The 12136-nt window shown below is 73.9% G+C and carries 9 protein-coding genes and 2 pseudogenes; 3 read left to right on the plus strand and 8 right to left on the minus strand.

Going from position 1 to position 12136, the window contains the following annotated elements; all coding sequences use genetic code 11:
• Positions 1–94: 94 nt before the first annotated feature.
• Complete coding sequence (locus ACE1OA_RS29790; RefSeq protein ID WP_384874008.1) at positions 95–1807, minus strand: DUF885 domain-containing protein; 1713 nt, start codon at positions 1805–1807, stop codon at positions 95–97.
• A 40-nt stretch (positions 1808–1847) separates the two neighbouring features.
• Positions 1848–2345, minus strand: a complete 498-nt coding sequence (locus tag ACE1OA_RS29795; RefSeq protein WP_147976960.1) for an Lrp/AsnC family transcriptional regulator — start codon at positions 2343–2345, stop codon at positions 1848–1850.
• Positions 2346–2404: 59 nt separating this feature from the next.
• On the opposite strand from ACE1OA_RS29795, the gene ACE1OA_RS29800 reads away from it, so the two are divergent.
• Positions 2405–3607, plus strand: a complete 1203-nt coding sequence (locus tag ACE1OA_RS29800; RefSeq protein ID WP_356602479.1) for a trans-sulfuration enzyme family protein — start codon at positions 2405–2407, stop codon at positions 3605–3607.
• On the opposite strand, the gene ACE1OA_RS29805 is transcribed toward ACE1OA_RS29800, so the two are convergent.
• From ACE1OA_RS29805 to ACE1OA_RS29825, 5 genes and pseudogenes are all read right to left on the minus strand, one after another.
• Entirely contained in the window at positions 3534–4952 is a 1419-nt protein-coding gene (locus ACE1OA_RS29805; protein ID WP_356602477.1) for a GNAT family N-acetyltransferase, read from the minus strand. The genes ACE1OA_RS29800 and ACE1OA_RS29805 overlap by 74 nt on opposite strands.
• A 287-nt stretch (positions 4953–5239) precedes the next feature.
• Positions 5240–5524 (minus strand): annotated as a pseudogene (locus ACE1OA_RS29810) (SWIM zinc finger family protein); the annotation flags it as partial.
• Positions 5525–5574: 50 nt separating this feature from the next.
• Complete coding sequence (locus ACE1OA_RS29815; RefSeq protein ID WP_432753634.1) at positions 5575–7041, minus strand: PLP-dependent aminotransferase family protein; 1467 nt, start codon at positions 7039–7041, stop codon at positions 5575–5577.
• Between the two features lie 228 nt (positions 7042–7269).
• Positions 7270–8349 carry a sensor histidine kinase gene (locus tag ACE1OA_RS29820; protein WP_432753635.1) on the minus strand — a complete coding sequence of 360 codons (1080 nt, stop codon included), beginning with the start codon at positions 8347–8349 and terminating at the stop codon, positions 7270–7272.
• Positions 8342–9037, minus strand: coding sequence for a response regulator transcription factor (locus tag ACE1OA_RS29825; protein WP_356602471.1), 696 nt, complete (start codon positions 9035–9037; stop codon positions 8342–8344). Before ACE1OA_RS29825 ends, ACE1OA_RS29820 begins: the two co-directional genes overlap by 8 nt.
• Positions 9038–9233: 196 nt before the next feature.
• Here ACE1OA_RS29825 and ACE1OA_RS29830 point away from each other — a divergent pair.
• Positions 9234–9638, plus strand: a pseudogene (locus ACE1OA_RS29830) (EamA family transporter); the annotation flags it as partial.
• Between the two features lie 474 nt (positions 9639–10112).
• On the opposite strand, the gene ACE1OA_RS29835 reads toward ACE1OA_RS29830, so the two are convergent.
• Positions 10113–10943 (minus strand): alpha/beta fold hydrolase, encoded by an 831-nt coding sequence (locus ACE1OA_RS29835; RefSeq protein WP_356602469.1) that lies wholly within the window; start codon positions 10941–10943, stop codon positions 10113–10115.
• Between the two features lie 115 nt (positions 10944–11058).
• Here ACE1OA_RS29835 and ACE1OA_RS29840 point away from each other — a divergent pair, with 115 nt between their 5' ends.
• The gene (locus tag ACE1OA_RS29840; protein WP_356602467.1) at positions 11059–11943 is read left to right on the plus strand and encodes an RNA polymerase sigma-70 factor; all 885 of its coding nucleotides are present in this window, start codon (positions 11059–11061) and stop codon (positions 11941–11943) included.
• Positions 11944–12136 lie beyond the last annotated feature (193 nt).

The raw sequence follows: 12136 nt of genomic DNA on the forward strand, positions 1-12136 counted from the left end.
TAGCAGGCGAATCCCCGGGCGATCAAGCGATGCCCGGGGACTTCTCACGGTCCGGACCGTGTCACGGGCGGGATTCCCCGCCCGGCCGGCCTCCTCAGAGGCGGGAGATCTCGTCCACCAGGTCGTCGAGACCCAGCGGTCCCTGCGACAGCGCCGCCATGTGCCACGCCTTCGCGTCGAACGCGTCGCCGTGCGCCGCCTGCGCGTTGGCCCGGCCCAGCAGCCACGCCCGCTCGCCCAGCTTGTAGCCGATGGCCTGGCCCGGCATGGAGAGATAGCGGGTCATCTCGCTCTCGACGAAGGCCGGCGGCCGGCTGCTGTGCCGCTGGAAGAACTCCTGCGCCAGCTCGGTGGTCCACCGCTCGCCGGGGTGGAAGGGCGAGTCCGCGGGGATCTCCAGCTCCAGGTGCATGCCGATGTCGACGATCACCCGGCAGGCCCGCATCATCTGCGCGTCCAGGTAGCCCAGGCGGCGCTCGGCGTCCGGGAGGAAGCCCAGCTCGTCCATGAGCCGCTCGGCGTAGAGCGCCCAGCCCTCCGCGTTGGCGCTGACCCCGCCGATCGTCGCCTGGTAGCGCGAGAGCCGGTCGGCGACGTGCACCCACTGCGCGATCTGCAGGTGGTGACCGGGGACGCCCTCGTGGTACCAGGTCGACACCAGGTCGTACACCGGGAAGCGGGTCTGGCCGTCCACGGGCAGCCAGGTGCGGCCGGGGCGGGAGAAGTCCTCGGACGGACCCGTGTAGTACGGCGCGGCCGCCCCGCCGGGCGGGGCGATCCGGGACTCCACCCGGCGGACCCGCTCGGCGAGTTCGAAGTGGGTGCCGTCCAGCGCGTCGATGGCCTCGTCCATGAGGTTCTGCAGCCAGAGCCGGACCTCCTCGACGCCCTCGATGTGGGTGCCGTGGACGTCCAGATGGGCCAGCGCCTCCCAGGGGCCGGAGCCCGGAAGGATGCGCTCGGCCTCGGTCCTCATCTCACCGAGCAGGCGGTGGTACTCCGACCAGCCGTAGGCGTACGCCTGGTCCAGGTCCAGATCCGTGCCGTTGAAGTAGCGCGACCAGCGCTGGTAGCGCTCGCGGCCCACCGTGTCGGGCGCGCCCGCGACGGCGGGGGTGTAGACGTCCCGCATCCAGTCCCGCAGCGCCGTGACCGACTCGGTCGCGCCGCGCGCCGCCGTGGCGAGTTCCGACCGCAACTCGGGAGCGAGCGACTCGGGGCCACCGGCGGCGAAGGACTCGAACCAGCCACGCCCCTCGGCGTCCGGGCCCGCCCACTCGGTCAGCTGGTCGACGAAGGTCGCGGTCGGCCGCGGGCCGCCGAGCAGCTTGCGCTCCAGGCCCAGTTCGAGCGAGGCGCGGTAGCCCTCCAGAGCCGCGGGAACCGCGCGCAACCGCCGGGCGACCGCGGCCCAGTCCTCCTCGGTCTCGGTCGGCATCACGGTGAACACCATCCGCACGCTGTGCGCGGGGGAGCGCATGTTGCTGACGGTACACAGCCCCTCGTCGGCGTCGTGGACGGCGAGTTCGGCGTTCAGACGTTCCCGCAGCAGACGGCCGCAGCGGCGCTCGGCATCGGTGTCCGCGCCCGGCTGCCGCTCGGCTTCGTCGAGCAGGCGCAGGGTGTGGCGGCCGAGTTCGGCCACCGCCTCCTGTCCGGCGGGCGAGAAGTCGGGAAGGAGGCCGGCGCTCTCCGCGACTCCCAGGTAGGTTCCGGTGATCGGGTCGAGGGCGATGAGTGCGTCGACGTAGGTGTCGGCGACCTGGCGGGGCAGCGGGCTGCGGGAAGTCTCTGGCATGAGGCTCATCCTCGTGCCTGCGCGGGCCCCGCGTCACCCTCGTTCGATCTCACTCGGCCGACAAATGAGCGCCCGCCGCGGGAGGCAGCAGCGGTCCGCACTCCCACTGCTGGAAGATCAGCCGGGTCTCGACCCGGGCCACCTCGCGGCGCGAGGTGAACTCGTCGAGGACGAGTCGTTGCAGGTCGGCGGGGTCGGCCACGGCGACGTGCACCAGGTAGTCGTCCGGGCCGGTCAGATGGAACAGCGCGCGGGACTCCGGCAGCGCGCGGATCCGGTCGACGAACGGACCGATCAGTTCGCGCCGGTGAGGGCGGACCTGGACGAGGAGGAGCGCTTCCAGACCGCGGCCGAGTTTGGCCGGATCCAGTCGTAGCTGGTGCCCGAGGATCACTCCCGTGCGGCGAAGTCGGGCCACCCGGTCCAGGCAGGTGGAGGGCGCCACGCCGACCTCGGCGGCGAGCTCGCGGTAGGTGCTCCGGGCGTCGTTCTGCAGGAGGCGAAGAATGTGCAGATCGATCGGGTCCAGTACGACAGAATCGGCCATTCGGCGAACGTAGCACGGCGTTTCCGCACTACTTTCCGGTATCCGTTCACAGTGCCGCCATGGACTACGCCGCCTCGACCACCCCCAGGGCTCTGGCCACCGAAGCCGTGCACGCCGGCCGTGAAGATCTCGCCGGGCTCGGCCTGCACGCCCCGCCGCTCGACCTCTCCACCACCTACCCGTCGTACGACACCCGGGCCGAGGCCGCGCGGATCGACGACTTCGCCACCACCGGCGCCCGGCTCGACGGGCCCCCCGTCTACGCCCGCCTCGACAACCCCACCACCGCGCGCTTCGAGGACGCGCTGGCCCGGCTGGAGGGCACCGAGTCGGCGGTGGCGTTCGCCAGCGGCATGGCGGCGCTCACCGCCGTCCTGCTGGCCCGGGCGAGCCTCGGCCTGCGGCACGTCGTCGCCGTCCGGCCGTTGTACGGCTGCAGCGACCATCTGCTGAACGCCGGCCTGATCGGCACCGAGGTGACCTGGACCGACCCGGCGGGCATAGCGGACGCGATCCGCCCCGACACCGGCCTGGTCATGGTGGAGACCCCCGCCAACCCGACGCTCGCCGAGGTCGACATCCGCGCCGTCGCCCACTCCTGCGGTTCCGTGCCGCTGCTGGTCGACAACACCTTCGCCACCCCGGTGCTCCAGCGCCCGGCCGGTCAGGGCGCCCGGATCGTCCTGCACAGCGCGACCAAGTACCTGGGCGGCCACGGCGACGTCATGGGCGGCGTGGTGGCCTGCGACGAGGAGTTCGCCCGCACGCTCCGCCAGGTGCGCTTCGCCACCGGCGGGGTGCTCCACCCCTTCGCCGGCTACCTGCTGCTGCGGGGCCTCGCGACCCTGCCGGTCCGGGTCAGGGCGGCCTCCACGACGGCCGCCGAGCTGGTCCGGCGCCTCGCCACCGACCCGCGCATCGCCCGCGTGCACTACCCGCGGGTGGGCGGGGCGATGGTCTCGTTCGAGGTGTACGGAGACCCGCACGACGTGATCGCCGCGGTACGGCTGATCACGCCGGCGGTGAGTCTCGGCAGCGTCGACACCCTGATCCAGCACCCGGCCTCCATCAGCCACCGGATCGTCGACGAGGGCGACCGGCGGTCGGCCGGCGTCAGCGACCGGCTCCTGCGGATGTCGGTCGGCTTGGAGGACGTCGAGGACCTGTGGCGGGATCTGACCCAGGCGCTCAGTGCTCCGCCTGCTGGTACGTCCCGGGCCGGCGTCGGCTCTGCGACCGAGCCGCGCCCAGTCGGGCGGTGATGACCAGGGTCCCCTCCTCGATCTGGTAGTCGAGGGGGAGGTTCAGCGCCCGCATCGCGGCCACCATCCCGGTGTTGGACGACTGCGTCACGGCGTAGACGCTCTCGCAGCCCGCCTCGACCGCCATGGCGACGAGCCTGCCCAGGAGCTCGGAGCCGATGCCCCGGCGCTGCCAGTCGTCCTCCACCATCAGGGCGACCTCCGTCTCGTCGCCGTCCCAGAGCAGATGGCCGAGGGCGACGAGACGGCCCGAGGTCGTCTGCACGGCGAGGGTGCGGCCGTAGCGGGGGCTGAGCAGGTGGTTGAGATAGCGGTCCGCGTCGCCGACCGGGCCGTGGTACCGCAGGCCGAGGGTGCGGGCGGAGCAGCGGTCGTGCATGGCACGCGCGGCCACCACGTCGCGCTGGTCGGCCCGGCGGACGGTGATCTCGTTGCCCTCGGGCAGGGTGAGTACGTCCTGGCTGCGCGGGATGCGCGGTCCGAGCCGGGCGTCGAGCTCGACGAGGGCCCGGGCCCGGGCGAACTCCGACGGGGTGAACGGCAGGTACGGCCGCTCGATGGTGATCACCCCGCCGTTCGGGTCGCGCAGTCGCATGACGGTGTCCTCGAGGACGCCCTCGACGGGCGCGGTCTCCCCGGTGGGCCGGCCGGTCAGCGAGACCGCGGGCAGCGAGTGGATGGTGCAGCGGCCCAGCAGCTGGCGCAGGGCGAGCGGGAGCTCGGCGGCGTCGAGGGCGGTGCGGGTGGCCAGGCCGAGCAGCCGGGTCGGGGTGTCGACGAGGTCGTGGGCGTCGGCCCGTTCGATCCAGGTGCCGGTGCCGCCGGCCGCCGCGATCTCGTGGCCGAGGCGGGTGGCCTGGAGCTCCGCGGGCGCCCGCAGGAGGAACTCGTCGACGGTGCCGTCGGCGAGCGGGTGGGTCTGGAGCGTCAGGATGTCGACGCCCTCGCGGGCCAGTGCCGTGCACAGGGCGGCGAGGCTGCCCGGGGTGTCCCGGACGGTGGTCCGCATCCGCCACAGCACGGTCTCGGCGGGTGCGGCGTCCGGCTCGCCGTCCGGGGCGGCCCCGGACGCGGACGGCGGCAGCGGGTGCGTCCCGCTGCCGCCGGGATCACCGGTCGGCGGCGCATGGCTGTGGCGCCGTGCCCACCAGGTGTGGAAGGCCGCCGTCGCGATCAGCGCGATCGCCGAGAACACGAGCATGTACGGGCCTTCGGCGCCCTTCACCACCGTCTTGGCGATCGTGTCGGCGACCACCACGGCCGTGAACAGGGCGGCGAGTTCGATCAGGTCGTGCCGCCAGTGGTGCGGGCGGCGGGCACTCTTCGCGGATGTCACATCAGTCATGACCTCACTGTGACCCAGTGGTGTTGCGTGATCACGAACGCTTTGTGACTGACGGGTTAAGCGCCCATCTATGAGCTTAGTGACCGATTTCAGTCGCTTGTGTCGGAGACCGATCGGTCCCTTGGCGGAGTGCGGTCAGCAGGCGCCGGGCCTGGACGAGGAGCACGGAGGAGCCCTTCCGTGCCGCCAGATCCTCGAGCCCCGGCACCTCCCGCACCACCCGCGACCGCTCGACGCACTCCGCGGCCACCGTCAGCAGATCGCCCAGTCCGTGCACGGGCTTCCCGGAACGCCTCGAACCGGAGCCGGTCGCCGTTCCCCGTCACCACCGGGTCCAGCGAACCCGGCCGCATCCGCTGGTGGTGGCGGGCGGCGGCCACGTCCGCGACCGCGAGCAGGCCCCGCGCGGCGATCTGTGGAGACGTCAGGAAGCCGGAGAAGAACCGCGGATGGGCCTCCGCTCCGGTGGGGGTGAGGCCGCCCGAGGTCTCCAGACCGAGCAACCGGCCCGCCCCCGAGGACCCCAGGGCGGACGGGCGTGAAGAGGCGAGCGCCTGCACGGATCGCGTCATGGGGTGGACCGTAGGTCCCCCCACTGACATCCCGGAGTGCCTCGGTGCCGTCACGCCCCCGGGTCGTCGGGCTCCCTCGCCGCGCCGCCCGACGGCGCGCAGGCCCGTGCCACCAGCCGGACGCCCCGAGCGATCTCGGCGGGCCCGAGGTGCGCGTACCCGATGACCAGACGGACGTCGCCGTCCGCCGGACGGGCCGTGCCGTAGTCCTCCAGCGGGCGCAGCGCCACTCCGGCCGCGGCGGCCCGCTCCAGGAAGCTCCGGGGCGGGCCGTATCGACCCGGCACCCGCGCGATGACGTGCAGCCCGGCGGCGATCCCGCTCACCCGCGTCCCCGGAAGCTCCTGCCGCAGGGCGGCCACCAGTGCGTCCCGCCGTTCCCGGTAGGCCCGCTGACAGCGCCGCAGTTGCCGGTCGTAGCCGCCGCGCGCCACGAACTCCGCGAGCAGCGCCTGGTCCAGGGCCGGGTTCCCGAGGTCCATGGTCCGCTTGCGTTCCACCACCTCGTCCAGCAAGTCCTCGGGCACCAGCATCCAGCCGAGCCGGAGCCCCGGCGCGAGGGACTTGCTGACCGATCCCGCGTACACCACCCGCCGCGGATCGAGCCCCTGCAGGGCGCCGACGGGTGCCCGGTCGTAGCGGAAGTCCCCGTCGTAGTCGTCCTCCATGATCCAGCCGTCCACGCGCCGGGCCCAGTCGAGGAGCGCCGCCCGTCGGTCCGCCGAGTAGGCGATCCCGGACGGGAACTGGTGCGAGGGCGTCAGGACCACGGCCCGTACCCCCGAGGCCGCCAACGGGCCCGGAAGCAGCCCCTCCTCGTCCATGGGCAGCCACAGCGCGTCCAGCCCGGTCGAGGCGAACAGCCGCCCGTGCTCAGGGCTCCCCGGATCCTCGATCCCCACCGTCCGCAGGCCGCGGGCGCGCAGGGCGAAGCCGAGCAGCGTCGACGCCTGCGCGACCCCGGAGCACACGACGAGCCGCTCGGGATCGGCCACCACCCCCCGGCGGCGCGCCAGCATCGCGGCGAGCGCCGTACGCAGTTCGGGCAGCCCCCGCGGGTCCGGGTACCCGAGCGCGCCGTGGGGCAGCCGGGACATGACGGAACGGTGGGCCGCCGACCAGGCGGACCGGGGGAAGAGCGAGAGATCGGGCGTGCCGGGGCGGAAGTCCACCCGCACGGCCGGTCCGCGGGCCGCCGGACCACGAGCCTCGGGCTCGGCCGCCGCCCGTGCCGCGTCCCCCACCCAGGTGCCCGAACCGCGGTCGCTGCGCAGGTAGCCCTCGGCGGTGAGCTGCTCGTACGCCTCCGTCACGAGACCCCGGGAGACGCCGAGATCGGCCGCGAGGTCACGGCTCGACGGCAGCCGGGTTCCGGCCGTCAGCCGCCCCGTGCGCACCGCCTCGCGCAGTGCCTCCTGGAGCGCCCTGCCCCGCCGCCGTGCCGGTGCCGCGGCCGCCGGCAGCAACAGCTCCCAGGCCGGCTGTCCGCCCGCGCGTCCCTGCCCGTGGTCCCGCATCGAGAACCTCCCCCTCCGGCGCGTACGCGCCGCTTCCCCGGCGGTGCCGTTGCCGGCACCGATGCTCCCCCGGCCTCCTCGACCGCCGTCGGGGCGGCAGCCGCCGCCCCGCGAACCGGCCTCTCGAAGGAGGCCTCTCGAAATATCGGGCATCGGCGGGAACCTCGTCGAACGGAGCCCGACGCGCTGCCCGGCCGGACCCGGACGGCGGCCGCCCGGGGACGACGCCTACGGCAGGCCGGGAAGCCGCACCGTGACGAGGAGACCACCGGCGGCGCGGGCGACGAGGTCGAGGGTCCCGTCGTGGGCGTCGACGACGCTCCGCACGATCGCGAGGCCGAGGCCGACGCCGGCGTGCTCGTCGGTGCGTACGCGCTCCGTTCCGCGCCGGAAGGGTTCGGTGAGGGTCGGCACCAGTTCCGCTGGGAGCGGCTGCCCCGTGTTCTCGACCCGCACCTCGCTCACGTCGCCCCGCGCCTCGGTGTGGACCCGCACGGTGCCGCCGGCGGGGAGATTGTGGACGACGGCGTTCTGGACGAGGTTCGTCACCATCCGCAGCAGGAGCTCCGCGGAGCCGGCGGTCAGGGTCGCGCCGCCGGTGACGTCGAGCGTGACCCCGCGCTGTTCGGCCAGGGGGAGCAGGGTCTCCGCGGCCTCCTCGGCGACGAGGGAGAGGTCGACGTCCTCGCGGGTGAAGTTCCCGCGGCCGCTGCGGCCGAGCAGCAGGAGCGCCTCGGTGAGACCGATCGCGCGCGTGTTCACGGCCTGCAGGCGTGCGAAGAGTTCCTGCGGGTCCCGCGTGGGGTCCTTGCGGGCGACGTCGAGCAGGGTCTGCGAGATGGCCAGCGGGGTGCGCAGTTCGTGGGAGGCGTTCGCGGCGAACCGCTGCTGCTCGGCCACGTGCGACTCGAGCTGCTCGAGCATGGTGTCGAACGCGTCGGAGAGCTCCCGGAACTCGTCCCGGCGGCCTTCCATGCGGATCCGGTGGGACAGCGATCCGTTCCCGGCCATCCGTGCCGCGGTCGTGATCCGGGTGAGCGGTGCGAGCATCCGGCCGGCGAGGACCCATCCCCCGGCGAGGCCGAACACCAGCAGGAAGCCCATCGCCACGGCCGCGGCGGGGGCGAAGGTGCGCACCAGGAGGTAGCGGTTGGGCGCGATCCCGAGGAGGCCCTGGGAGGTATCGGGTACGTAGCGCAGCAGGAACACCCACACCACGGCCAGGAGGAGGGTCCCGGCGACGGCGAGGAACCCGGCGTAGCTGAGGGTGAGTCTCAGCCGGGCGCTGAGCCCCGGGCGTCTACGCATGCCCGCTGCCGGGGCCGGTCGTCGCGGGACCGGCGTCGATGCGGTAGCCGACACCCGGCACCGTGGCGATGATCCACGGTTCGCCGAGCCGTTTGCGCAGGGCGGAGACGGTGATGCGGACGGCGTTGGTGAAGGGGTCGGTGTTCTCGTCCCAGGCCCGCTCCAGGAGCTCCTCGGCGCTGACGACACCCCCCTCGGCGGCGACGAGGACGTCGAGCACCGCGAACTGCTTACGGGTGAGCGCGACGTAACGCCCGTCGCGGAAGACCTCCCGGCGGAAGGGGTCCAGGCGCAGCCCCGCGATCTCGCGGACCGGGGGCCGGACGTAGGCGCGCCTGCGGTCGAGCGCCCGCAGCCGCAGGACGAGCTCCCGCAGCTCGAACGGCTTGGTGAGGTAGTCGTCGGCACCGAGCCCGAACCCGGACGCCTTGTCGTCGATCCGGTCGGCGGCGGTGAGCATCAGGATCGGGATGCCGCTGCCGGAGGCGACGATGCGCCGGGCGACCTCGTCGCCGGAGGGGCCGGGGATGTCGCGGTCGAGCACCGCGAGGTCGTAGGAGTTGACGCCGAGCAGTTCCAGGGCGGAGTCGCCGTCGCCGGCGATGTCGGCGGCGATCGCCTCCAGCCGCAGGCCGTCCCGGACGGCTTCGGCCAGGTAGGGCTCGTCCTCCACGATCAGTACGCGCATGCCCGAAGCCTAGAGGGCTGTCCAGCGCGCCCTGTCGCCGACGTATCCGCAGGTGAAGCGGTCCCGCCCCGCCGGAGCGGTCCCGCCGCCCGAAGCGGCCCCGCCCCTCCGTCGGGCCCGCCCGCCGAAGTGGTCCCCGATCTCTCCGGGGAAGTGGACCTCAACCCGGGCCGCCCCGCTTCCTAGCGTCGGGAGCATGAACGCGAACACCCTGCGAGGGACGCTGCTCGTCACCTTCGCCTACGCCCTGGTCGGTGCCTCCTTCACCGCCAACAGCCTGCTCGGCGCCTACCCCTACGCGGGCGGCCAGGCCCTGCGCTACGCCGCCGCCTGCCTGCTCCTGCTGCCCCTCCTCGGCCCCGGCGGCCTCGCCCCGCTGCGCCGTCTGACCGCCCGCCACCTGCTGCGCGTCGCGGTCCTGGCGGGCGTCGGCATGGTCGGTTTCAACCTCGCCGTGCTCGCCGCCGAACGCACCTCCGAGCCGGCCGTTCCCGGCGTCTTCGTCGGCTGCGCACCCGTCGTGGTCGCCGTGCTCGTGCCGCTCCTGGGCGGGCGCAGGCCCCGCCGCCCGGTCCTGCTCGGCGCGCTGCTCGTCGCCGCCGGTGCCTTCACGGTGCAGGGCTGGGGCCGCACCGACCCGGCCGGCATCCTCTACTCCGCCGGGGCCCTGGCCGGCGAGGTCGGGTTCACCGTCCTCGCCGTGCCCGTCCTGCGGCTGCTCGGACCCCGCCTGCTCACCGCCGTGGTCTGCGGCGTCGCCGCCGCCGAGTCGGTCCTGTTGGGCCTCGTCCTGGACGGGGCCGCGTTCCTCCGCGTGCCCACCGCCGTGGAGGCCGGGGCGCTGGTCTGGCAGGCGGCCGTGGTGACGGTGGTCGGCTTCGTCGCCTTCTACATGGGCGTCCAGCGCATCGGCGTGGAGCGGGCCACCCTGTTCACCGGCATGATCCCGGTCGCCGCCGCCATGAGCGCGCCCTTCGTCGCCACCGGTGGCTTCGGCCTCCCGCAGGCCGCCGGCAGCGTGCTCGTGGCGGCCGGGGCGGCCCTGGGGACGGGCCTGTTCTCGGGCGCGGGCGGGTCAGCGGCTGCCGTCCAGGATCACCCGCGCGACCAGAGCCGGATCGTCGTTCATGGGGACGTGCCCGCAGCCCGGCAGCCGGACGAGCCGGGCCCCGGGGACCGTGCGCTTGGCGCGGACGCCCTGCCGGGGGAGCAGCAGCCGGTCGCGGGTGCCCCAGGCGATGGTGACGGGCACGGCCGGGACGTCGTCGGCGAACAGCACGCCGCGGCCGGCCTCCAGGGTCTGCCGGAAGCCGGTGGCCTCGCGCAGGGCGAGCGTCTCGGCGACCACGGCCTCCGGTGAACGGCGCCCGGGCCGGGCGTAGATCGTGCTGGTCAGGGCGGTGCGGCCGACGGCGCTGCGGGACAGCCGCTCGATCAGCGGCACCGGCATCGACAGCGCGGCGGCCCGCATCGCCCGGAGCGTCCCGAAGGCGTAGCGGCGCTCGCCCTCCGACCAGAACCCGGCCGGGGACAGGGCGGTCACCGAGCGGGCCAGCTTCTCCCTGCCGAGCTCCAGGGCGAGCAGCCCGCCCAGCGAGTTGCCGGCCACGTGCGGCCGCTCGATGCCGACGGCCTCGCAGAACGCGCCCAGCACGGGCACCACCGCCGAGAGACCGTGGGCGTGCCCCTCCGGCAGGGCCGGGGACGCGCCGAAGCCCGGCAGGTCGACGGCGACGACGTCCCGCTCGGCGGCGAGGACGTCCAGCACCGGTTCCCAGGCCTGCCAGTGATGGCCGATGCCGTGGAGCAGCAGCAAGGGCGTTCCCGCGCCCCGGCGTTCGTAGGCCACCGAGACCGTGCGCGTTCCCCCGGGGGACGCGATCGGGAAAGAGATCCGTTCGGACATGCTCCTGCTCCCTGCCTTAGACACCCTGTCAGCAAGAATTACCGTTCGGTAGCCACGAGTTCAAGAGGCCGGACGGAAACTGGACAGGGCCGGGCCGGTCGGCTGGGATGGGGCGGTGGCTACCGAAACACTGACCGACGTCTTCGAGGAACACCGGCCGATGCTCACGGGTGTCGCCTACCGCATGCTCGGCCGCGTCGCCGACGCCGAGGACGTGGTCCAGGAGGCATGGCTGCGCTGGGCCGCCGAGGACCGCGACGACGTGCGCGAACCGCGCGCCTACCTCGTACGGATCACCACCCGGCTCGCCCTCGACCGTCTCCGCCGGATCAAGGCCCGTCGCGAGTCCTACGTCGGGCCCTGGCTGCCCGAACCCGTCGTCACCGACTTCGGGCCGGCCGTGCCCGACACCGCCGAGCGGGCCATGCTCGCCGACTCGGTGTCGCTCGCCGTGCTCGTCGTCCTCGAATCCCTCTCGCCCCTGGAACGCGCGGTCTTCGTGCTCCGTGAGGCGTTCGGCTTCCCCTTCGGGGAGATCGCCACCGCGCTCGACCGCTCAGAGGCGGCCGTCCGGCAGCTCGCCGGAAGGGCCCGCCGTCACGTCGACGAGGGCCGGCCGCGCTACGACGTCGACCCGGCCGAACGGCGCGACCTCACCGAACGCTTCCTGGCCGCGGCCGCCGGCGGCGACCTCGAACAGCTGATGCGGCTCCTCGCCCCGGACGTGCGTCTCGTCGGCGACAGCGGCGGCAAGACCAAGGCGCCGCTGCGGATCATCGAGAGCGCCGACAAGGTCGGCCGCTTCCTCGTGGCCGTCTCCGAGGGCGCCCAGGCCGAGTTCGAGTTCCGCGTCGTGGAGCTCAACGGCGGCCCCGCGCTGGTCGCCCTGGCCGGGGGCAAGCCCGACTCCGTCTTCCAGATCGAGGTGCGGGACGGCCGCATCCAGTGCCTGTACATCGTCCGCAACCCCGACAAACTGCACGCGGTGCCCGCCGCCTGACCCCGCGCCGCCCCGCTCGCGGCACGCCCGCCACGCAGCGTCCGCCCCACCCGCCCCGTCTCCGGCCCCCGGAGGCGGGGCGCTTTGCTGCGCACGGCTCACGCGGGCGCGAACGTCCTGTGAACGATCTGCGCCGGATGCCCGGATACGCGGGCCTCCGGCGCAGGATTGGTCTTGACCAAGTAGGTGCGCC

The sequence above is a fragment of the Streptomyces sp. JL2001 genome, assembly GCF_050917515.1.
Taxonomy (GTDB): Bacteria; Actinomycetota; Actinomycetes; order Streptomycetales; family Streptomycetaceae; genus Streptomyces.

What these genes read in the sequence shown, in the direction of transcription:
- ACE1OA_RS29820 (WP_432753635.1), bottom strand. Translation starts at nt 8,349, where the DNA reads ATGCGTAGACGCCCGGGGCTCAGCGCCCGGCTGAGACTCACCCTCAGC.
- ACE1OA_RS29790 (WP_384874008.1), bottom strand. Translation starts at nt 1,807, where the DNA reads ATGAGCCTCATGCCAGAGACTTCCCGCAGCCCGCTGCCCCGCCAGGTC.
- ACE1OA_RS29800 (WP_356602479.1), top strand. Translation starts at nt 2,405, where the DNA reads ATGGACTACGCCGCCTCGACCACCCCCAGGGCTCTGGCCACCGAAGCC.
- ACE1OA_RS29805 (WP_356602477.1), bottom strand. Translation starts at nt 4,952, where the DNA reads ATGACTGATGTGACATCCGCGAAGAGTGCCCGCCGCCCGCACCACTGG.
- ACE1OA_RS29815 (WP_432753634.1), bottom strand. Translation starts at nt 7,041, where the DNA reads ATGCGGGACCACGGGCAGGGACGCGCGGGCGGACAGCCGGCCTGGGAG.
- ACE1OA_RS29825 (WP_356602471.1), bottom strand. Translation starts at nt 9,037, where the DNA reads ATGCGCGTACTGATCGTGGAGGACGAGCCCTACCTGGCCGAAGCCGTC.
- ACE1OA_RS29835 (WP_356602469.1), bottom strand. Translation starts at nt 10,943, where the DNA reads ATGTCCGAACGGATCTCTTTCCCGATCGCGTCCCCCGGGGGAACGCGC.
- ACE1OA_RS29795 (WP_147976960.1), bottom strand. Translation starts at nt 2,345, where the DNA reads ATGGCCGATTCTGTCGTACTGGACCCGATCGATCTGCACATTCTTCGC.